The organism is Bradyrhizobium sp. Ken01 (assembly GCF_055807355.1).
In genome coordinates this window covers 1-22,352 of sequence record NZ_JBVVPC010000018.1, presented here as the reverse complement: position 1 = coordinate 22,352, position 22,352 = coordinate 1, and the positions used below count along the sequence as shown (strand labels likewise).

Annotated in this window: 21 protein-coding genes and 2 pseudogenes; 20 read left to right on the top strand and 3 right to left on the bottom strand. The window is 60.9% G+C overall.

Translation table 11 applies throughout. From position 1 onward, the window contains the following. The first annotated feature begins 216 nt into the window (after positions 1-216). The 6 genes and pseudogenes from AC0L3S_RS18605 to AC0L3S_RS18580 all read left to right on the top strand — a co-directional run. A complete protein-coding gene (locus AC0L3S_RS18605) occupies positions 217-1,140 on the top strand; it encodes a DUF2493 domain-containing protein (protein WP_259219294.1) in 924 nt (307 codons plus the stop codon). A gap of 141 nt (positions 1,141-1,281) precedes the next feature. Further along, positions 1,282-1,833 carry a hypothetical protein gene (locus tag AC0L3S_RS18600; RefSeq protein WP_259219295.1) on the top strand — a complete coding sequence of 184 codons (552 nt, stop codon included), beginning with the start codon at positions 1,282-1,284 and terminating at the stop codon, positions 1,831-1,833. A gap of 479 nt (positions 1,834-2,312) precedes the next feature. Next, positions 2,313-2,633, top strand: coding sequence for a DUF736 domain-containing protein (locus AC0L3S_RS18595; protein WP_259219296.1), 321 nt, complete (start codon positions 2,313-2,315; stop codon positions 2,631-2,633). Positions 2,634-3,934: 1,301 nt separating this feature from the next. Further along, entirely contained in the window at positions 3,935-4,750 is an 816-nt protein-coding gene (locus tag AC0L3S_RS18590; RefSeq protein ID WP_259219297.1) for a ferredoxin--NADP reductase, read from the top strand. 861 nt (positions 4,751-5,611) lie between these two features. Beyond that, positions 5,612-5,794: a hypothetical protein gene (locus tag AC0L3S_RS18585; RefSeq protein ID WP_259219298.1), complete on the top strand. Its 183-nt coding sequence runs from the start codon at positions 5,612-5,614 to the stop codon at positions 5,792-5,794. 91 nt (positions 5,795-5,885) lie between these two features. Beyond that, positions 5,886-6,125 (top strand): annotated as a pseudogene (locus tag AC0L3S_RS18580) (DUF736 domain-containing protein); the annotation flags it as partial. Between the two features lie 162 nt (positions 6,126-6,287). Here AC0L3S_RS18580 and AC0L3S_RS18575 read toward each other — a convergent pair. Beyond that, positions 6,288-6,569, bottom strand: a complete 282-nt coding sequence (locus AC0L3S_RS18575) for a helix-turn-helix domain-containing protein (RefSeq protein WP_259219299.1) — start codon at positions 6,567-6,569, stop codon at positions 6,288-6,290. 105 nt (positions 6,570-6,674) lie between these two features. Between AC0L3S_RS18575 and AC0L3S_RS18570 the strand changes: the two genes are divergently transcribed. The 5 genes from AC0L3S_RS18570 (at position 6,675) to AC0L3S_RS18550 (ending at position 9,183) form a co-directional block, all read left to right on the top strand. Next, entirely contained in the window at positions 6,675-6,953 is a 279-nt protein-coding gene (locus AC0L3S_RS18570) for a DUF2285 domain-containing protein (RefSeq protein WP_259219300.1), read from the top strand. 158 nt (positions 6,954-7,111) lie between these two features. Further along, positions 7,112-7,294, top strand: a complete 183-nt coding sequence (locus tag AC0L3S_RS18565) for a transcriptional regulator domain-containing protein (protein WP_456652740.1) — start codon at positions 7,112-7,114, stop codon at positions 7,292-7,294. A gap of 58 nt (positions 7,295-7,352) precedes the next feature. After that, positions 7,353-7,874 carry a DUF2285 domain-containing protein gene (locus AC0L3S_RS18560; protein WP_259219301.1) on the top strand — a complete coding sequence of 174 codons (522 nt, stop codon included), beginning with the start codon at positions 7,353-7,355 and terminating at the stop codon, positions 7,872-7,874. A gap of 124 nt (positions 7,875-7,998) precedes the next feature. Further along, entirely contained in the window at positions 7,999-8,277 is a 279-nt protein-coding gene (locus AC0L3S_RS18555; RefSeq protein ID WP_259219302.1) for a helix-turn-helix transcriptional regulator, read from the top strand. Positions 8,278-8,280: 3 nt separating this feature from the next. Next, positions 8,281-9,183, top strand: coding sequence for a replication initiator protein A (locus AC0L3S_RS18550; RefSeq protein WP_259219303.1), 903 nt, complete (start codon positions 8,281-8,283; stop codon positions 9,181-9,183). A gap of 587 nt (positions 9,184-9,770) precedes the next feature. On the opposite strand, the pseudogene AC0L3S_RS18545 reads toward AC0L3S_RS18550, so the two are convergent. Then, positions 9,771-10,748, bottom strand: a pseudogene (locus AC0L3S_RS18545) (transposase). 278 nt (positions 10,749-11,026) lie between these two features. Here AC0L3S_RS18545 and AC0L3S_RS18540 point away from each other — a divergent pair. The 4 genes from AC0L3S_RS18540 to AC0L3S_RS18525 all read left to right on the top strand — a co-directional run bounded on the left by AC0L3S_RS18540 (position 11,027) and on the right by AC0L3S_RS18525 (position 14,869). After that, on the top strand, positions 11,027-11,491 hold the full coding sequence (locus AC0L3S_RS18540) for a DUF2840 domain-containing protein (protein ID WP_259219304.1): 465 nt from the start codon (positions 11,027-11,029) through the stop codon (positions 11,489-11,491). Continuing rightward, a complete protein-coding gene (locus tag AC0L3S_RS18535) occupies positions 11,491-11,997 on the top strand; it encodes a S26 family signal peptidase (RefSeq protein ID WP_259219305.1) in 507 nt (168 codons plus the stop codon). Before AC0L3S_RS18540 ends, AC0L3S_RS18535 begins: the two co-directional genes overlap by 1 nt. 360 nt (positions 11,998-12,357) lie before the next feature. Next, positions 12,358-12,900 (top strand): lytic transglycosylase domain-containing protein, encoded by a 543-nt coding sequence (locus tag AC0L3S_RS18530; protein ID WP_445432987.1) that lies wholly within the window; start codon positions 12,358-12,360, stop codon positions 12,898-12,900. A gap of 241 nt (positions 12,901-13,141) precedes the next feature. Next, complete coding sequence (locus tag AC0L3S_RS18525; RefSeq protein ID WP_456652739.1) at positions 13,142-14,869, top strand: relaxase/mobilization nuclease domain-containing protein; 1,728 nt, start codon at positions 13,142-13,144, stop codon at positions 14,867-14,869. A 486-nt stretch (positions 14,870-15,355) separates the two neighbouring features. Here AC0L3S_RS18525 and AC0L3S_RS18520 read toward each other — a convergent pair whose 3' ends face one another. Then, a complete protein-coding gene (locus tag AC0L3S_RS18520; RefSeq protein ID WP_374762386.1) occupies positions 15,356-16,165 on the bottom strand; it encodes a polysaccharide deacetylase family protein in 810 nt (269 codons plus the stop codon). A gap of 580 nt (positions 16,166-16,745) precedes the next feature. Between AC0L3S_RS18520 and AC0L3S_RS18515 the strand changes: the two genes are divergently transcribed. The 5 genes from AC0L3S_RS18515 to AC0L3S_RS18495 form a co-directional block, all read left to right on the top strand. Further along, positions 16,746-18,722, top strand: a complete 1,977-nt coding sequence (locus AC0L3S_RS18515) for a conjugal transfer protein TraG (RefSeq protein ID WP_259219309.1) — start codon at positions 16,746-16,748, stop codon at positions 18,720-18,722. A gap of 9 nt (positions 18,723-18,731) precedes the next feature. Beyond that, positions 18,732-19,154 (top strand): CopG family transcriptional regulator, encoded by a 423-nt coding sequence (locus AC0L3S_RS18510; RefSeq protein ID WP_259219310.1) that lies wholly within the window; start codon positions 18,732-18,734, stop codon positions 19,152-19,154. Between the two features lie 387 nt (positions 19,155-19,541). Further along, positions 19,542-20,204: a ribbon-helix-helix domain-containing protein gene (locus AC0L3S_RS18505; protein WP_259219311.1), complete on the top strand. Its 663-nt coding sequence runs from the start codon at positions 19,542-19,544 to the stop codon at positions 20,202-20,204. 82 nt (positions 20,205-20,286) lie between these two features. Next, a complete protein-coding gene (locus AC0L3S_RS18500; protein ID WP_259219312.1) occupies positions 20,287-21,606 on the top strand; it encodes an MFS transporter in 1,320 nt (439 codons plus the stop codon). A 357-nt stretch (positions 21,607-21,963) separates the two neighbouring features. After that, on the top strand, positions 21,964-22,352 hold a 389-nt coding region (locus AC0L3S_RS18495), incomplete at its 3' end, for an electron transfer flavoprotein subunit beta/FixA family protein (protein WP_473280321.1).

The following is a 22,352-nucleotide window of genomic DNA, read 5'->3' as shown; positions in this document are numbered from 1 at the left end:
AATGGCTGCGTCCGGCTATTTTCCGCCGCGCGCAGCGATGTGAGGACACATCATACGTTGGGCCAGCGCGCTTTGCATCGCGAAGCAAAATAGCCGGCCTCCGCCATCCTCCGCTGCCGCTTCGGCCCTTTCGGGTTCTGGCCGTTCCGCCTGCCGTTAGAGGATCGCCACGAAGGCCGCGATGGTCGCGGCCGATCCGGCAAAGGACCTATTCCCATGACCGACCATGACGACATCGAACCGCCGCACGCCTCTTCTCCAACCGACCACGTCCTCACCGAATTACAGCTCTTCGGCTATCGTCCCTTCGACGACCAGCCCGATCCAAGACCGCTTCCCGACGGCAAGATGATCGTCGGCGCCGTAGTGGATATCTTTGACGCCTTTGTTGCGACCCTGAACGACACGCGGCTTGAGCCAGACCTTGACGATCTGCTCTGGTCGACCGTGAACCTGTTCCACCGTGCCGTCGATCGCATCGAACGCCAGCTCGACGACAACGAACAGGCGCAGCACAAGAGTCAACGCGAGCAGAACGGCTCCGAAGTACGATCGGTCGAACTCGAGCGCCTGACGGCCGAAGGCATCACGCTGATCGAGCGCCGCAATTGCCTGGAACTGTTCCGCGATCACGCCATCGAGCGATTTGAGGTCCACACCGGTTCAGCTTGGCGTCCTCGGTCGGGATCATTGGTCAATCACCGCACGCTCACCGCGGCAATGATCGACTCCCGCGACTTCATCGCCGCCAAGCGCCGCGCCGAGACTGAGGTCATGTTGCCACCAGGACCGAAAATCGCACTCACCGGTGGGCTCGACTTCAACGACCACCACCTCATCTGGGATCGCCTCGACAAGGTTCATGCCAAGCACCCCAGCATGGTCCTCCTCCATGGCGGCTCCCCAAAAGGCGCTGAACTCATCGCCTCCAAATGGGCGACCAATCGCAAGGTGCCTCAGATCGCCTTCAAGCCCGACTGGACGAAGCATGTCAAGGCAGCGCCGTTCAAGCGCAACGACACGATGCTCGAGCTTCTGCCGATCGGCGTCATGCATTTCCCGGGCACGGGAATCCAGGACAACCTCGCCGACAAGGCGAAGCGGCTCGGCATCCCCGTCTGGAGGTTCGGCGGCGCGTGAGCGCCGTCGGACTTGACATCGAGACAACCAAGCCGGAGTTGCATGCCGCAACTCCGCCTCGTTTCGATTTTACCTCCGAAACTGCGCCGTGGTGGTGGTGGAAGGCGCGACCGGTACATCTATGCACATGGAGCCACCACCATGCTCGCGCTTGGGCTTGTTCTCAACACACTCGGCATTGGCTTATTCTGCTGGGCGATCTTTGCGCTCGCGGTGTACGCTTTGCCGTTTTTCGTCGCACTCAGCGTCGGAATGCTGGCATTTGATGGCGCAGGCGTCGTCGGCGCGCTGCTTATCGGATTGGCCTCCGGCGCACTGACGCTTGCTGTCGGTCAGGTCGCCGTCACGGTTAGTCGGGTCCGGACCTTGCGCGTCGCGATCGCAACCGCATTCGCGGTCCCTGCAGCAATCGCTGGCTATCATGTGGTGTTTGCCCTCTCGCAGATCGGGGTGCCTTCGCTGGCTTGGCGCGAGGCCTTCGCTTGCGGAGGTGCGGTTTGCATCGGCGGCACGGCGTGGACGCTTGACCGTTTTCGCGGAGACGCGCCCGTCGGAGTCGGCCGGGGTGGTGGAGCATGCGCCTCAACCAGTTCTCACAGCCGCCACGCAAGAGTGATGAGGCATCGTCGCCATCATCGGTCGAAGGTCGCACAGGGCGCCACGTTGAACGAAGGGGTCGTCGAGCTTGAGTGAGAAGTAACAGGGCTTCTCCTCGGAGCGCTTTAAGCAAGCCTACCAATCTATGTCTGGCCCACATGGCTGCGGTGGAGCGGCACGCCGCGCTCGATCATTCCTTCCGGGACCGATACCGCCCTTTGCAGCAGATTGTTTCTCTTTCTGCGCCGAACCGTACCAACCCCTTGTTCAGCAGAACCGAGATTCGCCAAATCTTCTCCGAAGATTGCGGTTCAGCACGCGGACGCACGTGGCCTCTTTGATGGCTTGATCTGGCCGAAGACCGGCTGCGCCTCGATCGTTTGAGCCGCAACGCCGTTGACGCGACTTTCTTCCCCTGGGCTTCGCCCATTCCTCGCGAGACAAGAAAGTCGCCACAACGACGTCCTCCGCTGCGCTCCGGCCCGCGAGCGGGTGCGTCGCCGATCGTCTTCGGCCTCTAGATCGCCATCGAGGCCGCGGTGGTCGCGGGCTCGAAACACAACAGGAGAAGTGACATGGCTAACATCGGTTCTTTCAAGAAAGTCGGCAACGATTTCCAGGGCGAGATCATCACCCTGAGCTTGCAGGCCAAGGGCGTCCGCATCGTCGCTGAGGCCAATCGCTCCAACGAGAACGCGCCCAGCCACCGCATCTACGTGGGTAGGGCGGAGATCGGGGCGGCCTGGTCGAAGCGCTCCGACGAGGGCCGTGATTACCTCTCGCTCAAGCTCGACGATCCGTCCTTCAACGCTCCGATCTACGCGAACCTGTTCGATGACGAAGGCGGCGAGGGCTACACCCTGCTCTGGTCGCGGCCGCGCAAGAACGGGGAGTGAGGCTCGCTCTAACCCCCGCCCGAGTTGATCGGGCGGGGTCCCTTTGGAACCTAAAGCCGCAATCATCAATGGCGCGGTCGATTTTTTATGATTTTCGCATTTTAGAGCGCGCGGTGCCGCTACCGATCTGCGTGGCCATAAAGTCGCTCTTGCAGCAGTGCTATTTCTTCTTGGAACGTAGGCTTCGCTGGCTTGCGGCCGTTAGGCAAAGTCTTGGATGTCGTCGCTCCTCTGGATGGCTGAACATAGACTTCAGATAAAAGAACACCAGCGTCTCGGCCAGCCGGTCGAGAAGATCAATGTCGGCTTCCCAGATTGCCTCTCAAGACCACCCATATATGAGCGGTCAAGCCGGCGTCGTACGCAAGTTGCTCTTGCTGCATCGGACGCCTTGCCGAGCCGGGTGCGGAGCGCGTCTGCCTCACATGTCGACTTCTGTTCCGTGGAACTGGCGCTCGATGCAGACTTTGAACTCCGTGCCAATACCTCTCTTGTTTCCGCTTCGCCTGTTTGGCTTAAGTGGAGGCTGAGGCAGCACGTTCTGTATCGGACCGAACACGTGGCGCGCTAGCGGGACCCTTCGGGAGCAGGCGGATCGCTATCGCGTGAAACCCATCGAAGAAGGCACCCGGATGCAGGATTTGAGCGTGAACACGCGCTCATTGCATTAATCAACACTAGAATATTGTTACGGTCAGCCCAGAGCAATCACATGCAATCGGAGAGAGCATGTTCGGCGACCGTTACCTCGGCGAAGCTCGCAGCGTCGATCCTCTTTGGGAGCTCTTTCCAGTAGTGCAACAGCGCGCAGGTTCTAAGCGAGATGGCAGGGCTTTGTACAAAACTTTCCCATCTGAAGCCCAGACGACGCACTCACGTGCGAAACAAGATTGTTCGTTCGCTACGTACCGTGTTTGTCGAAGCAAAGGCCCCCAAATTTGCCATGCCTCTGCGCGACATGGGCACGAAACTCGGCGGGGAGTGAGCTGGCCAAGTCAGCCCGCCGGCGCGGCGTGAACTGCGAGAGAAGTTCATCTGAGCAGCGATGCCGGCGGGCTGAACGAGTAGAGGATTGGAGATCTTTGTGAATTGGCAGCGGCCGGGTTGATCGCTACAGGCGGGGCACAGGCCAATCTTCCAAAGCGAAAGCAGTTGAGTGCGTGAAGCTATCGGTCCGACAGTACTTGATCGAGAGCCTCGTCTGGTGCTTGTAGCATGATCCTTCGGAAAATCGGTGAAAACTTTGCGCTAACGCGGTCCTGCGGGTCCGGATCATGGTCTACTTTCGCGGCAGCGGTGGGATGAGTATTTTCGACCAGGAAAGCGTACTGAGCGTCCATCACTGGACCGACAATCTCTTCAGCTTCACCACGACGCGGAATCCGTCGTTCCGCTTCCGCAGCGGCGAATTCACCAGGATTGGCTTCAAGATCGACGAGAAGCCGCTGCTGCGTGCCCGCAGCCTCGCCAGCGCCCATTACGAGGACCGGCTGGAATTTTTCTCGATCAAAGTGCCGGATGCTCCCTTAACTTCGCGTCTGCAGCATCTGAAGGAGGGTGACGAGATCATCGTCAGCCGCGAGGCGACGGGGACGCTGGTCATCGATAACCTGGAGGACGGGCGTAATCTCTATCTGATCGGCACCGGCACCGGGCTTGCGCCGTTCCTGAGCGTGATCAAGGATCCCGAAACCTATCTACGATTCGAGAATGTCGTGCTGCTGCATGGCTGCCGCCGCGTCGCCGAGCTCGCCTATGGCGAGATGATCACGGAAAAACTGCCGAGCGACGAGCTGGTCGGCGACTTCGTGCGCTACCAGCTGATCTATTATCCGACCGTGACGCGCGATAGATTTTGTAACCGCGGCCGGATCACCGACCTGATCGAGTCAGGCAAGCTGTTTACCGAAATCGAGCTGCCGGAACTGGAGCCGCAGCATGACCGCGTCATGATCTGTGGCAGCCCCGCCCTGGTGCGCGATGCCCGCGAGCTATTGGCATCGAAGGGCTTTGTCGAAGGCGATCACGGCGCGCCGGCGCAATTCGTGTTTGAAAAGGAGTTCGCTGAACGCAATACTTTGAGCTCTTCTCGGAAAAGGGGTCTACATGAACCATGACGGCAAGTAAGAATCGCCATGAAGCCTCTGCAATAACAGACGAACGGCGCGAGCTGGAGCGCTGCAAGCAAGAGATCCTCCGTCTCTCACAACTGGTTATATTTCTCAAACGGCGGCTTGTGCAGCTTTCTGAAATCGTCTTACGCAACGTCGTAAAGAGTGCCGGGGGCGGAGAAGCGGAACGTTCGTGACACTCTGAGCGACGCCGAAGTAACGCGGTGTTTCCCAGCAGCGTGGCTGCCTGGCTTTGGGCGGCGGGAGCAGCTCGGCCCTTGTGCTCCATGGGGGGCTCTCAAATTTTCAGTCGGAAGCGCGGTTATGGCGCGACAATCAGGATGAGAGCGCGTCTCACCTTGAACGCCGCCGCCACGCGGTGCCATATGAGGGCTAATGTTCAACCGTGACGGTGAAATCTGGCCTCAACTTGCGGCCTATCTCTGCGCTGTGATTGTTGCGGTGTCTGTGTTGTACGGCATTGGGCGACTTCTAACAGGGGACAATCTTGAACTGTTCCCAACCTCGGATGCGCGAGGGGGTACCTTTTATTGGATGAATCGCACGCGTCGTAAGCGAATGAGTTGCGGGAGCGGTCAAACGGAATCCGCTACCGGTCCAGCCGTGAAAATGGCATTGCAATGAAGTCATTTTGTCTTATGCGTTTTTGGCGGGACAAGGCTGGGGCGACCTCAGCTGAGTACGCCTGATCGTGGCCGGGATTTCTGCTACTCTTGTCCTTGGGCTGACTGTTCTTGGCACCAACCGCAATGTTGCTTCCAGTTCCTCACCTTCACCAAACGTTTCGGCGCGCCAGCTCGACAAGTTGGATCTCGTACGTGAACTCAGCAATGATAGGCAAGGCGAATGACCGTCAGCAAATATCAGTTCAGGCACGAGCTGCGGCAGCTGATCGAGAAGCACATGAGCTCCTCAAGCACATTCGAAGACTACGTGCTGATCACAGGGGAGCTGGAAGAGGCGAAGAACAGGCTGGAGCTGGACGCCGAGAAATTCCCGGACGAGGAGGTCGACGCCTGTGAATTATAGCGCCGGCCCGAGCGCTCAATCCTCGGGCGGAGGCTCAATTGGAATGGCAAAGCCCGCCCATAACGGGGCCGACTATGACCATCGTCTTTAAGCCCCTAGTGTCCGGGTCCTCATAGGAGAATTGCCGGGTGAACTGCTCATAGTTTTCCTTGTGGTGCACAATAAGGCTGAGATAGGCGCAGCGTGGTCGAAGCGCTCCGGGAAGGGGCGCGACTAGCTCGCTCAAGCTCGACGCCCTTCGTTCAACGCGCCGATCTACGCGAACTTCGACGGCAAAGGCGGCGAATGTTACACCCTGCTCTGGTCGCGTCCGCGCAAGAACGGAGAGTGAGGCTTATTATCGCCCCGCCCGAACTGCTCGGGCGGGGCTCGCTCTTGGAGAAAAGCCGATTGAGCAAAGCTGCAGCTGGATCGGCTTGGTCGAGTTGATTTTCGCTCGTTTAAGACGCGCACTTACGCGGCGCTTGTCCGCGCGGCTTGACCTCGCCCAATGCTATTGCTTCTTGGAACGTAGACGCGCTGACTTGCGACCTTTAGGCAACGTCTCGGGTGTCGCCGCTCCCTTGGGTGGCTGAACAAAGAATTCAGATAAATGAACACCCAGCGTCTCGGCGAGCCGGTCGAGAAGATCAATTGTCGGATTCTCAGATTGCCGCTCAAGGCCGCTCATATATGAGCGGTCAATCCCGGCATCGTAGGCCAGTTGCTCTTGCGGAATACCGCGATCCACGCGGATCCGGCGCACATTCCAGGCCACGAGCGCACGAGCTTTCATGCGCTCAAACAGCCATTAGGCAGACCATCAAACCACTGGCTATAACCGAACTATTTTGGTAAGTTTCGCTTACGATGCAGATTAGCGAAGTGCGCATAAGCCTACATGACGAAGCCACCGTTAGATCCCGACGTCGCGGATGTCGCGCCGCATGCGCCGGTGCTGACGACCTATGACGAGCAGCATCTGGTAACGTATTGGCGACTTCTTGATGCCGAGACTGACGGCGCCGATTGGAAAGAAGTGGCTCGGATTGTGTTGCACATCGATCCGGATCGCGAACCGGCTCGCGCCCGCAATGCGTTTGATAGTCATCTGGCGCGAGCAAAATGGATGGCAGACCACGGCTACCGCGACTTGCTTCGCGGCGGCGCGCCTAAGTAGCAAAATCTGTCATGAAGAATTCGCGCTCGAGAACAGATTTCCCCGCTGACGTGTGATCGCCTGCAGGCATCACGCAATGCATAATTGGTGACTTCCCCAACAATCCCAAGCTTCATAGACATTGCGCCGCAATCGACTTGCGGCAGGAGATCACAGCAATGTCCGAGTTCGACTGGCGCTCACCGGAGGCGTATCAGCACGCTATCAAGTCGGGCGAGATGGCGGATTTCGCCTGGGAGTCACTGCGGCGCAGCCCTAACTATCGAGCTTCCTATCGTCAAAATCGATCGCAGATGACTTCCGAATTCCGAAGGAGATGGGGCGTCTGCTTTCGCCCATGACCCGCAGGGGTCCTTTTACCAACAGACAATCTTCTGGGCACCTGAGGCGTTGCCGACGGTGGTGCCGGTCGTTCAGCGCACGTCCGGCTCAAAAGCGCTCGGCGCGAGGCTACCGCTTCCCGACCTTTCATCGGGCACCATCAGACAGGCATCTGACGGCTGGCATGCCGTATTGCGCATTCAAGGGGCACAACATCATCTCTGGCTGAAAGAGGCGCCGCAGTTTGGTGCCTCTTATGCGGCCGAACTGCCGCTCGATGCGGACTTTGAGATCCGCGCCCATGCCTCACATCGGCTGTGGCGCGCAATCAACGGCCGCCGGCCGGGACCTCCCCTTCATCAGCTTTCGGCGCAGCGGCGCGAACGACTCGTCTTGGTGCTGCGAGCGCTCGATGGACACATGGATGGCGCTTCCTATCGCGTCATCGCCGAGGTGCTGTTCGGCCGAAAACGCATCCCTGAGCGCGCCTGGAAAACCCACGAATTGCGCAGCCGGACCATCCGCCTGGTGCAGGCTGGCTTGGCTCTGATGCGCGGCGGCTATCGCGCATTGCTACGTCCCTCATCTCGCAAGGAGTAGAGCAGGGGTGCCGAAAATCATCGCTCGATCTTCGGCATCCCCCTAAGCACTCTTACTGCGCCATCGTGACCGTCGATGCGCGGCCCGAGCCGGCCGCGCTCCAGACGACCACGGAGCCTCGCAAATGCCCGATCCGAACGCCGGCCTGCCGCCGCGATACCTGCGCACGCCCGAAGCGGCGCGCTTTCTCGGACTCTCCGGCCGAACCCTGGAAAAGCACCGCACCTATGGGACAGGTCCGACCTACCGCAAGCTCGGCGGTCGCGTTGTGTATGCGCTCGAGGACCTGAAGGCGTGGGTTGACCGCGGCGCCAAAACGTCCACTCGCGATCCCGGCACAGGCACGGTCCTGCCCGCGAAACGGCACACACCCGTTCCGTATGCCGGCAAGGAGCGGCGCTGACCCATGCCGGACAGCAACTCCACTGCAAGCAGGAGGCGGCGATCAGAGCGCGACCAACTCGATCTGTTTCGCGCCCTCCCGGGCGATCTGGCGCCACGCGACGCGCAAGACCTGATGGCGTATCCGTTCTTTTCGCTGGCAAAGTCGAGGCGCATTGTGCCCATCGATTTCCGCGCAGGCACCACCACCATTCGTGTCGAAGCCGTGCCGGAACATGGCATGGCGACGATTTGGGACGCGGACGTTCTGATCTGGGCTGCCTCGCAGATTGTCGAAGCCCGTGATGCCGGCCTGAAAACGTCCCGGCTGATGGCAGCGACGCCTTATGAGATCCTGACCTTCGTCGGCCGCGGCACCAGCGTGCGCGACTACGACCGCCTGAAGGCTGCGCTCGACCGGTTGCAATCGACCACTGTGGTGACATCGATCCGGCAGCCGAGCGAGCGGCGGCGGTATCGGTTCTCCTGGATCAACGAATGGAAAGAGACAGCCGATCCGCACGGACATGCCCGTGGAATCGAGCTGATCCTGCCCGATTGGTTCTACACGGGCGTTCTCGATGAAGCGCTCGTGCTGACGATTGACCGCGCGTATTTCGATCTAACCGGCGGGCTGGAGCGTTGGCTCTATCGGCTGGTGCGCAAGCATGGCGGTCGTCAGGGCGGTGGCTGGAGCTTCGACGTCGTACATCTCCACGCCAAATCCGGCAGCTTATCGCCAATCAAGCACTTTGCTTACGACCTGCGCCAGATCGTCCGTCGGCAGACGCTGCCGGGTTACAAACTTATCATCACGCAGGACCCAAACGGTGCCGAGCGACTGAATTTCGCACCAGTCCCCATCGGTCCGTTGAGCAAGCGACTGCTCAAGCGTGGCCTCGTCCTTCCTGCTGGGGATAAGCTGTGAATTCGCTCGTGCTATCAGGGACCAGAACCCTCGTGCCATCGGGGACCCGATGCTCGTGCTATCGGGGACCGGAATCAGAGCTAAGGTTCTGCGGCGTCAAGACTTCCTGCTCCCGTAACTTTGCTAACATACTGACACTAACTTCTTGTTGTGAATCAGTGCGCTGTGAACAAGTCGATCGTGCGTGCAACGAGAATGCCACATGCGCTTACTCTGTCGCGCGCAAAACCTTCCTGCAATGCGAATCTGTTCTCCAATCTGCGCGTGCAAGCACGATCGCGCGCAAAATCACGCGATCACCAGCATCGGCATCACCGCATCACGCTCATCGCTTTCCTTTGCGGCAGCTCGCTCGTCGAGGAGAACTCGCTAACGTCCCTGGTTGGCCCGACGGCCACCACATGCCGGAATCTGGAGAATGGGCGGTCAGGCTAACCAGCGTCGTGCATGATAACCTCACAGCTCTGCATGAAGCCGCCGGCAAGAATAGCTGCGATCTCACCCACATCCCCGTCCCCTCGGGAGACGCCGCTCCGCCGTGGCGGAAGAAGAAGACGCGCGTGGAAGCGGCCGGGTCGCGGAGGCCCTTAAGCCGTCGCAGCGACCCGGCCGAGCTTGCCGCCGGCGCCGAACCGGAAGGTGGTGCCACTGGTCCAGATCTTGTGCAGCAACACGGCGAGCGCGCGCGCCACTGCGGTCGCAGCGCGCTTCAGACCCTTCTTCCTGGCCAGCCGCAGGCCCCACAGCCGCAGCTTAAAGTTCTTCGGAATGCGCGGGAGGATCGCGATCGCCGCCTCGTACGGCATTGCCCGCGTCAGCTCGTCGCCGCATTTGGAGATGCTGCCGATCCGGTCGGTCTGGCCGGATTGATAGCGCCGCGGCGTCAGCCCGCAATGGGCGCCGACATTGGTCGACTTCTTAAATCGCGCCGGATCATCGACCGTGGCGCGGAACGTCAGCGCCACGCGGTGCAGTTTTGCCAACTGCTGCCGCATGGCGCTGCGGGCGTCCAACAGCGGCGCGACGATCGCTTCCAATTCCTTCTTCCCGGCCAAGAGATCGCGCACCCGCGCATCAAAACGGCCGACCGAGATCTCGCCGACTTTGAAGCCGAACGGGCGCAACAGGCCGCGGATCATGTTCTCCGTGTCCAGCACTTTGCCGAGCATCGCCTTGCGGGCGACCAGCAGCGCCCGCGACGTCTGTGCGCTCTCCGACCTGACATGAACCGCGCGGAACCAGCCAGTGCGCATCATCTGCGCAGTGTCTTTTGCGTCGTTGCGGTCCGTCTTGTTCAGCATCGCGTTCGGCGCCGCCTTGGCGTGCCGGTTCTCGATGCGGATCATCGGGAGGCCCTTTTCGGCAAGCGCCGTGAACAGCCAGGTCCTGAACGAGAACGCTTCCGACAGTTCGATCGTGTCTGGATCGGCGTCCAGGTTCGCCTCTCAGACGACCTTGCCGTCGCCGTCGACCACACAAATGTTCGTCGCCTCCCGCGACACCCCGAACCCTACATAGAAGTTGCGCCCCCGTTGCCGACTGCCGGAACGCACCGCGCGTTCCATTCGCGAATCGTCGCGAGGCATCATCGTCGCAATGCGACCGGCGATGGGGCACCGGTCAGTACCCCGGCTAACCTCGAGTCCTTCGGACTCCTTCTAACGAATTGGAGCACTCGGCTGCGATCCTTGACAGCAGCAGGAGCGCTGCAACGCTTGGACAAGCCGATCATCGATCCTTCATCACAACCGTTCTGCCGAAACCAAGGCTCTGACGTCGATGCGCTGGCGACAGCGCACCCGTTGGCATGTCCAAATTCCTCTCAAAACTATGGAGTGGCCAGGTGAGCGACCTCACAACTGTTGAACTCTTGTGGCTCGAGAAGCGGATCGAGAACCGAATCCGGTTCGGCAAGCCTGTATCGGAGAAGATCATTGACCAGCACCGCCGCATTCTCTCGTTTATGCCCGGCAGCATCTTCGCGTTCGTGCGCTGGACATCCAATGACTTCGGAACCATCCTGTCTCGTATCGACATTCTGCGCGCGATCGCGCCGGGGCAGCGGTATTCGACCGTGCCTTGGGTCAGCCCTGGCGGCGAAAGCCTGCTGCGACTGGCTGGCTGGCCAAAGGTCGAGCGCGTTCTCCAGCTGATCGACGCCGTGGAGTCATTCGGCATCGATCCAGCCGATGCAGCCCCCGAGTATTGGCATCACGTCCACAACCGTCTTTCCGTCAACGAAACGCCACGAGCTTATACGCGTGCGCGCCACCAGGGGTGGCTCCACCGGCGCAGGATGGTGTTCTGATGGGACGGCCAAGGATCATCCTTGCGATATGTGGGGCCACAATGCTCGCGCTTTGGCCGGTCACCGACACCTCACTATCGTACATCTGGAACGCTTCCGAAAGTGTGCCGATCGGCCTCTACCGTTTGCAAGGGACCGCACGATTGCACATCACTGAGCTCGTGGCCGTTCGGGCACCAGAGCCGCTTGCGAGCTTCCTCGACTTCAACGGCTATTTGCCGAGCGGTCTTCCGATGCTCAAGCGTGTGCTGGCGTTGCCCGGGCAAACCGTCTGCAGAACGGGTCTCACAATCGTCGTCGACGGCATCGAAATGGGCCAGGCACGCGAGCGCGACCGCCGTGGCAGTCCGTTGCCGGCGTGGCGGGGCTGCCGGGTCGTCGCTGAGGACCAAGTGTTTCTCATGAACTGGCAATCGGACGAGTCCTTGGACGGCAGATATTTCGGACCGCTCCCGATATCGGCCGTCATCGGGCAAGCGGTACCGGTGTGGACCAGGGAGGACTGACAAATGCCGGCATTGCTCCACTGGGTTGCGGTTTCTCTAGTCGGCCGATCGCGCCGTCATTCCTCCATCCCGGCCGAATTGTCGGCAATCGGCGCGCGTCGCGGCCGTCTCGCGCCGTCTCAGTGCCGGCCGGGAAGAGCTCTGTCCTCGGCGGCTGTCCGCACATTGCTATCTCGAGCCGCTGCTTGCTTTTTTGGAATTCTGCTGACGTTCGGAGCGCCATCGGCCGGCAGAGCGGAGGTTGGATCGCGCGCACAAGCTGCGCGCTCCTCAAACCTGCTTCCAGGCCGTGCATACGCCGCGTTCGTGACCGAAGCCTCGCATCGGTTCGCGGTCCCGGAGCATTGGATCCGTGCTGTCATGCAGGCCGAAAGCGGTGGTAATGCGCATGCCATATCACCTCGCGGAGCGCTCGGGTTGATGCAAATCATGCCCGCGACCTGGGTCGAGCTTAGCGTTCGTTACGATCTCGGTATCGATCCGTTTGATCCTCACGACAACATTATGGCTGCGGCAGCATACCTTCGCGAGATGCTCGATCGTTTCGGATCGGAAGGGTTTCTCGCAGCCTATAATGCTGGACCCAGACGGTACGAGGAGCACCTGGTCACCGGTCGAGCGCTTCCGGATGAAACACAGATCTACATCGCTACACTCGCACCATTGATCGGTATTGAGCAGCGCAACCGCGGTGGTTCGGCTGCCAGACGCTTCGCCGCGTGGCAGCAAGCGCCACTCCGTGTTGAGCGGTCCAAGAGCTTATCGGCTGACAACACCGACTCGGCATCCGGCGTCCGCACAATGAATTCGTCGAAAGCAGCGCCTAGGGCGGGTGCAACTGCACTCGTCCCTTTCGCGACGGGCCCGTTTGTGCGGCGATCAGACGAGGTGAAGTCCCGATGATCGCAATCGCATTTCGTCGCATGATGTCGAAGCTAGTCGCAACGTTGAGAGTGGTTGGCAGAGAGCCGAGAGTGGGCGACCGGGGAGGGCAGGATAAAAGCCGCAAGGTGCGGCCGGTCGGTTGTGGGCGAAACTGCATCGATTTCAATGATCCGGAAAACATTGAGAATGGCCGACACAACTTGCGATTTGCGGCAACTCCCCGTTGTCGCTCGGTTTTCGACACGTTCCGGCGGGCAAGATGACCGGTCACGACGATTTCCGCATCCGCCCAGGCCGCATCCGTTCGACGCGCGCGCCCCGGACGAAGCCGTTCTTGGCGCAGACGCTAAGAGCTGCTCAGAGGGCCGGCGGTCTCTCGCGGGGTAGCCGCAGCCGTGGCAGCAAGTTTGGGCGCGGTCGCGCGGCGAGCCTTGCCGCGACGCGGCTCCTCAACAACCGCGCGCGATCCGCCATGGTCAAGGCGCGGGTCGTGCGCCGGATGCGTTCGCCGGGCGCGATGCGCGCGCATATCGGTTATCTCCAGCGCGACGGCGTCACCCGCGATGGGACCCCGGGCAAGCTCTTTGACGCGGCGGGCGATGACGCCGACGGCCGCGCGTTCGCCGAGCGCTGCGAGGGCGACCGGCATCACTTCCGGTTCATCGTCTCGCCGGACGATGCTGGCGAACTCGCGAACTTGCGGATCTTTACCCGGGAGCTGATGGATCAGGCCTCGCGCGACCTCGGCACCCGCCTCGATTGGGTTGCGGTCGATCATTGGAACACCGAGCACCCGCATGTCCACATCCTGGTGCGCGGCCGCGCGGATGACGGAAATGACCTTGTCATCAGCCGTGACTACATCTCGACAGGCTTGCGCGCCCGGGCCGGCGATCTCGTCACGCGCGAGCTTGGCCCTCGATCGGAGCTCGAGATCCGCCAAGTCCTTGAAGCGGAGGTGACGGCCGAACGCTGGACCAGGCTCGACCGGGCGCTTGCCCGCGAAGCGGGTGCGGCGGACGGGGTGATCGATCTGAGGCCGGACGGGATTGCCGGGGGCGACCCCTTACGGGAGATTCGCATCGGGCGGATGCGGACACTCGAGCGGCTTGGCGTGGCCGCGCCCGCCGGTCCTGCGCAGTGGGTACTGGCCGCAGATGCCCAGCCGCGGCTGCGTGCGCTCGGTGAGCGCGGCGACATCATCAAGCGGCTGCACAATACAATCGCGAAGGATGGCCCGGCGCGCGCGCCCTCGTCCTGGGCACTCGAGGGCGAACGCCATGGCGAACCGGTCATCGGCCGTCTTATGGCGCGCGGGCTCGACGACGAGCTCAGGGGCACGGCCTTTGCCATTGTCGACGGGATCGACGGGCGCGTGCATCACCTGAAACTCCCCGATATCGAGTCGGCTGGCAACGGGCCGATCGGCGCCATTGTGGAGTTCCGGCGCTTTGACGATGCGCGCGGTCGAGCACGGATCGCGCTCGTTGTGCGCTCGGACGTGGCGCTCGAGCAGCAGGTCTCGGCGGAGGGAGCGACCTGGCTCGACCGACAGCTTGTGGCACGCGAGCCTACCGATCTCTCACGCGCTGGCTTTGGCGCCGAGGTGCGGACCGCGCTCGAGCGGCGGATCGACGTCCTGGCAGAGCAGGGACTTGCTCGCCGTAACGGCGAAAAGGTCACACTCGGTCGCAACCTGGTCGAGACCCTTCGCCGCCGTGAGTTGGAAGCCGTCGGACGACGTCTGGCCGAGGAATCAGGGCTTGCGCATTTGGCCGCCGATGCAGGTGAGCAGATTTCGGGGGTCTATCGCCGGCGCCTATCGTTGGCCTCTGGACGTTTCGCCATGATCGACAATGGGCTTGGTTTCCAGCTCGTGCCGTGGACGCCTTCACTTGAGCACCAACTGGGAAAACAAGTAAGCGGCATCGCGGGACCGGCCAATGTCGAGTGGAGCTTTGGACGCAAACGGGGGCTCGCGCTCTGACCCGTCGATTTCTGCTTTGGGGCGCCGGCAGTTGCTGGGCACGACGGGCTATCATTGAGCCGCACATCGTTCCTATTCAAGCCGAACCCTGTTCGCGTCAAGGGAGCAATCTTGAGGGTCCGGCATGACGACCGGATCTCCATTTCTCAACGAGAGCTGGCAGAGTTCATGAGGTTTTGAGACGATCCTACCCGCTCAATGTTGAGGCGGTTGGCTTCATCAAGTCGTAACAGTGGAATGTAGGCCGACTACCTTAGGCCATCCCTTGTACACGCCGACGTCAGCCCACCAGTTAGAATGATCGGATATTGCCATTCGGACCGCAGGATTTAGCCGTCAACTTAGCATGCATTGCACCAATCGAGATTTGAATCCCCCTTAGGATTGGATATCGAGCAGCTGCCACTCTCGGCCATCACCAGCCTGCAGCAAACTCAAAAGGGACATCATCAGGGAGCTGCCACACGTGATGTCGAAAGGCGCATGCTAGTGGCGCGTCTCAGCCTTCCTCTCGGCCTGGACAGCCGGTACCAAATGCACGACTCGATAGCCGTTCTTGTGCAGATATCGCAGCAACGCAGGTATCATTGCAGCAGTGCGGGCTTGGGCATCGTGCAGGAGGATGATGCCCTTTCTCGCGCTCTCTAGCTGCACAATCACATTCATGAGCTCTTGGTCTGGGCTAATGTCTTCCCAATCGCTCGCCCAAAGGTCGGTTCCGAACACGACGATCCCGCGCGACTGCAACGCGTCCAGCATTGCAGGCGATGAGTCGAAATGGGGAAAGCGGAAGAATGGCGTCGAAGGGACGTTGGTCGACAAGCCCTCGAGTGCGAGCTCATCAGCCGCAATGCCGCGATCGATATCGTCCATTGCCTGCTCGAACGGCATCTTGGACATCATCTGGTGCGACCAGCTATGGTGCGCAATGCTGTGGCCCTGTGAGGCGATGCGGCGGACGAGCTCGGGAAATTCTGCCGAGGATCTGCCGACAAGGAAGAAGGTGGCCCGCACGCATTCCTGCCCGAGCGCTTCCAGCACCTTTTGTGTGTTCGGCGGCCTCGGACCGTCATCGAAGGTGAGGACGACCTCGTGATCTGCCAGAGGAAGGGTCTTCGGAAACTCATTCGATCCCACGCGCGGATAGGCCTTCGGATCGACAGCGAGTACGCGCGACGTTCCCAATGCGTCCTGCCGCGGGCAGTCGGTCGCGCTAGCGATGCCATTGCAGGCGAACGCCACGGCCGCAGCGCCGGCAAGCCATGATGCCAATCTGTTCAAACGCCTGTTTGCCATCGCCCCCGGCGCGACTTTGCTTGCTGCGCAAACCCGTGCGCGCCGTACGATATTCGATGTCGCTAGCGGGATTTCTGCGCATCAATGGCATATCGGGCCAAAAAGCGTCGTTAGGCCCCGGCTGATGCGATGAACGCGGCGTTCTTAATGATTGAACTTATTTCTGTGCCCTCTCTCCTGGGAAGCATCCTGGCCCGACCTTGGGCATAGTCGAGGGGTCGCCAAGTCGCTCGTGTCAAGCACAACAACTTCCGAAAGAGAACGCCACCAACGCCGGTTGATCAGATCAAGGACGAATCCGCCATATCGAGCAAACGTTGGGTAACGTCTGACGCCGTAGCCGCGACGGTCACGCAACGATAGGATAATCGCCGGCTCTTCCCAGTCGTTTCGGAGCGCGACATGGATCATAGCATGTTGTGGCTAGTATCACCGGTACGTACCGGACCGTTGGGGATCTTCATTCACGAATGCGACTGTTCGCCTGACCGGCTGATTTCTGCGCCCTGACGCGCGCGAGTACGATGCACGGGCGGCACCGCTTGTGCGCCCCCCATGAATGCCTCCACATCTCCAATCCATGTCGGCAACAAAGATCATATGGCATCAGGTCATCCTGGTTTGTCTCGTCGTACTCGCCTTTCTTTGGGCGGCTACTGAATGGACGGCATGGCGGCTCGCCTTCCAACCGCAGCTTGGACCAGCCTGGTTCAGGATTGGGCATTGGCCGATTTACCAGCCGGCAGCCTTCTTCGCTTGGTGGTTCAAATTCGACGCTTACGCACCGTTGATCTTCCTGGAGGGCGGCGCCATTGCCGCGAGCGGTGGCATCGCAGCAATTGCGCTAGCGATGATGCTCTCCGTCTTGCGGGCGCAAGAGGCGAGGGACGTCACCACCTATGGCTCGGCACGCTGGGCGGATGCGCGCGAGGTCAGGCGGGCGGGTCTCTTGGGATCTGACGGCATCGTGCTCGGCCGGCTTGAGGGCCATTATCTGCGGCATGACGGGCCTGAGCACGTGCTCTGCTTTGCTCCCACGCGCTCTGGCAAGGGCGTTGGCCTCGTCATCCCGACTCTTTTGACCTGGCCGGCTTCGACGATTGTTCATGACATCAAGGGCGAGAACTTCCAGTTGACTTCCGGCTGGCGCGCGCGATTTGGGCCAGTGCTCCTATTCGATCCGACCAATCCGGCCAGCGCCGCCTACAACCCGCTTCTCGAGATCCGCCGTGGTGATTGCGAGGTGCGAGATGCGCAAAATATCGCCGATATCCTTGTCGACCCAGAAGGGGCACTCGAGCGCCGCAACCACTGGGAAAAGACCAGCCACTCTCTCCTTGTCGGCGCAATCCTGCATGTCCTGTACGCCGAAGCTGACAAGACCCTCGCAGGCGTCGCCAATTTCCTGTCCGATCCCTCCCGCCCGATCGACGCTACACTCACAGCAATGCTTGCAACCCCGCATCTTGGAGGTAGCGTTCATCCCGTTGTCGCTTCGGCCGCGCGCGAGCTTCTCAACAAGAGCGAGAACGAGCGCTCCGGTGTGCTCTCAACCGCGATGAGCTTCTTGGGGCTGTATCGCGATCCGGTGGTTGCCAAGATCACCGCGCGAAGCAATTGGCGCATCTGCGACCTTGTCGACGGCGCCGAGCCCGTCTCACTCTATCTCGTGGTGCCTCCATCCGACATCGTCCGCACCAAACCCTTGATGCGGCTCATCCTCAACCAGATCGGGCGGCGGTTGACCGAAAGCCTGGATCCAGACCGGCGCCGGCAAAAACTCCTTCTGATGCTCGATGAGTTTGCAGCGCTCGGCCGGCTCGACTTTTTCGAGAGTCAGCTCGCCTTCATGGCAGGCTACGGCATCCGCAGCTTTCTGATCACCCAGAGCCTCAATCAGCTCGAACGCGCCTATGGGCCGAACCATGCTATCCTCGACAATTGCCACGTCCGGATCGCCTTCTCGACCAATGATGAGCGTACCGCCAAGCGCGTATCCGACGCACTCGGAACTGCGACCGAGTTGCGCGCCATGAAGAACTATGCGGGGCACCGTTTGAGCCCCTGGCTTGGACACCTGATGGTGAGCCGTCAGGAGACCTCGCGGCCGCTGCTGACGCCAGGCGAGGTCATGCAACTCTCGCCTAAAGAGGCAATCGTGATGATTTCCGGGGTGCACCCGGTGCGCGCTACGAAAGCCCGCTACTATGAGGATCCGCAGTTCCAGCGACGTGTGCTGAAGCCAGCCCGCTTCGATCCGCGTACCTTGTCCGCAGGACCGGATGACTGGTCGGCCGGCGCCCCAATTCCGCCATCAGTCGAGCTACTGACCAGACGCAAGCGCAGGAGTGATGAGGCGAACGGTGGTTTGCGTCGCGAGCCGGAATTGCCGGAACATGAGGAGATCGAGGTCAAGGCGCCGCTCGGCGAACACGAGTTCGACACCGACCTCGATGAGGGTGATGCCGATGCCGTCCAGGCACAAGCTCTGAGCCGCTCGATGCAGGGTGTTGCGCGGACCGTCAGCCTCGACGCGGACGATGGGATGGATCTGTGAGCGGGCAGCGTGAAAAAGATCCAGCTCAGCATCTATCTCGATCCGGAAACCTTCAAAACCCTCGAGGCCTTCGCACAACGCCGGGGTCAGCCTAAGTCCCTGGTCGCCGAGGCCGCGATCGGCTCCTTCCTTTGCCCTGATGATTCCGATCGGCGCGAGGCGGCGATCGCCAAGCGTCTGGACCGGATCGCGCGCGTGCTCGAACGCCTGGAGCGCAATGATGGCATCACGCTTGAGACCATCGCGCTCTTCATCCGTTTCTGGCTGACCTCAACGCCGGCGCTCCCCGAACATTCGACTCCCGCCGCACGCGCCAAGGGCGCGGAACGTTACGATCGGTTTGTTGAGGCGCTGGGACGGCGGCTTGCAAGCGGATCCACCGTCCTGAAAGAGGTAAGCATCGACATGCACGCCTCTGAGAAGCACGAGTAATCAGTACGCACCCCCAATGCTCTGGCAGCTTCTGAAAATGGGGGCGCCGCTGAGTCAGACAAGCCGACTGCAGGTCGGCAGCATGCCACGAAGCACGTAAGGGATCGGCGCGTCACTCAAGGTGCCCGGGGCCGCTGCAACAGGCGGTTAGCTGCCCGCGAATGACATAGGCTTACAAATCCAGCTCTTTTTGAGACCGCCTTGTCTTTCTTTGGCTACGCCAGACTACGACGCAGATGTTGGTGCGGTTGAAGTGACGTTCGGATTGGCCCTTGTGTCAAGTCCATCATCGCTGGGGGCGATTCAGCCGTTTCGATTCCGAAATCGACGCCGCGCGTGCCGCCGTGCGCGGGCAGGTCGCGGCCGCAAGTTGGGAGTGAACAAGCAATGCAAGTCGATGGAGAGCTTGGAGGCCAGCCCAGCTCGATTGTGAATCAAGCCGACAGCGATGCGCAGCCGAGCTCGAGCGAAGGAGCGCGAACCAAGAAGGTCACCGTTCAGCTCTCCGAGAGCATGTTTCAGCGGCTTGAAGTTGCGACCGAACGCCCGGGGCTTGGCAAGAGCATGGTCGTCGAGACGGCGCTTGAACGATTCCTGAATCCTGCACCGCCCATTGACGGGCTTTTTCATGAGGCACTGGACCGGATCAGTGGCCAGATGGCCAGGCTCGAGCGCGAGATCGCGATCATCGCCGAGACGGTAGCCCTGCATGCGCGCTATCACCTCACCGTGACGCCGCCCATGCTGCCATCCGGGCAGCGGGAGGCGTGCCTGCTCGGACAGCAGCGTTTCAAGGTATTGGCGGAGCAGGTCGAACGGCGGGTACGGCTCGGTCAGCCATTGATCCAGGAGACGATCGATCGGCTGGGCAGGCGCAGTCGACCTGCCAGTGAAGCTCATGCCGGCGCGTCACAGCGCGCGGCAGAAGAACAGCCGAGTCAGGAAGGTCTGTCCGCGGTCGCGGCGGATGGAAACTCCGAGCCGAGCGCTGCCGCCGAGGAGGGCGGCAGCAATTCGAACTTTCGAAACCTGCCGAACTCCTTTTGTTGAGGCGACCAAGTGGGCCGGAAGAAACGCGCCGAAGCAAATGAGGGCGCAAACATCGCCCGCAAAACGCGTTGAGCCTTGTCCCTTGTGGCGGCTCATCGCCTGCGTGTTTCTTCCCTTCGCGGCCGGGTACTACCTTTCGTACCTGTTCCGGACCATCAATACGCTCATTGCTGGGCGCCTCGCCTCTGATCTCGGGCTTGGCGCTGCGGATGTCGGGCTGCTCACGTCAATCTATTTCCTGGTCGTTATGGCGGCCCAGATTCCGATCGGCATGTTACTTGATCGCTTCGGGCCGCGCCGGGTCCAGAGCGTGCTCTTGGCTGTTGCTGCAGGGGGGGCCGCGCTCTTTGGACTATCGACGGGATTCCTGTCGCTTCTTTTTGCTCGCGCGATGGTCGGACTTGGGAGTGCAGCAGCCCTGATGTCCGGGCTGAAAATCATCGTCCTCTGGTTTCCAAGAGAACGAATGGCCCTCATCAATGGCTATATGATCATGCTGGGCTCATTGGGGGCCGTTACCGCAACGGCTCCTGCCGAGGTGCTGCTGGACTGGATCGGATGGCGGGGTCTATTCGGCGTGCTGGCCGCCTCAAGCGCGCTTGCTGCCATTTTGATCTATCTCGTGGTTCCCGAACGAACCACTGGGCCACAGGCTAGCAGGACGCCCGCCACTCTGAAAACCGTCTACTCGGATGGGCGGTTCTGGAGAATGGCGCCCTTATCGGCGACCTGCATCGGGTCCGCTTGGGCACTGCAATCCTTATGGGCGGCGCCCTGGCTTTCCGATGTGGAGCGGCTGGATCGGACGAGACTGGTCAACGAATTGTTCGTGATGGCGGTCGCTCTGAGTCTCGGCGCTCTGGTCTTGGGCGTCCTTGCCAACTGGGTGCGCCGCCGGGCTAAGAAGAGCGAGACACTGTTTGGCTTGATCGCGGCGATGTTGATTGTGGCGGAGCTTGTGCTGATCCTGCATCCGCCCTGGCCATCACTCCTGCCGTGGTGCGTGCTGTCGATGGCCGGATCAGCCACTGCTCTGACCTACGCCATCATAGCGGATTATTTCCCGGCCGAACTGGTTGCGCGCGCCAATGGCGGTCTGAATGTCCTGCAGTTTGGCTGGGCTTTCGTGGTGCAGTACGGGACGGGATTAATTCTGGCGCAATGGCCTCTTGAGGCGGGGCATTATCCTTCAACGGCCTATCAGACCGCGTTCGGTGTGAACGTTTTGCTGCAGCTGGCAGCGCTGGTCTGGTTCGCCGCCGTCCCGTGGCTCGAGCGCCGTGAACGGAGTGCTGGTGCTTCGGTCACACGTCAACCGGCGGGAGGCTGGAACTCGGTTGATGTCGTTATTCCACCGGCCGAGCTCGCGATCCTGGAGGCGGACGACCATGCGGAGTGGTGAAGCCAAGCTGTCGCCGGGCTGATGTCCCGGGTCATGATTTTCGGCGCGTCAAGAGCGATCGTCCCGAATCTTTCTTCTTCTACGCCAGACTACGATCCGCTTGGTCCCATTTTGCCGAGCGCAGCTTCTGCTTCCTCCTTGTCCCGTGTGAAGCCGCTGATTGCTATCGGCCGCAGCAAGAAGTCGAGTTGCGCGCGCATCTCCGCACACCCTCGATGGAGTGTTTATATGGGTGCAGGCGCTTTGCTGCGTCCGAATGAACTCTCGTGCACAAATCCTGCACGTTGGTCGCGATCCATACGAATTAGCGCAATCCTTTCGTGATAACCCCTCCCCAGATTGAGTGAAAGAGGATCGATGAAGGTCTTGGTGCCGGTAAAGCGGGTGGTCGATTACAACGTCAAGGTCCGCGTCAAGAGCGATGGATCGGGCGTTGAACTCGCCAACGTCAAAATGTCCATGAACCCGTTCGACGAAATTGCGGTCGAAGAAGCGCTGCGCCTGAAGGAAGCCGGCAAGGCGACCGAAGTCGTGGTGGTCTCCATCGGACCGGCGCAGGCATCGGAAACGATCCGCACCGGTCTCGCCATGGGAGCCGATCGCGGCATCCTGGTGAAGGCCGAGGGTGCGGTCGAGCCGCTCGCGGTCGCCAAGATCCTGAAGAAGATTGCGGACGAAGAGCAGCCGGGCCTGATCATTCTCGGCAAGCAGGCGATCGACGACGACAGCAATCAGACCGGCCAGAT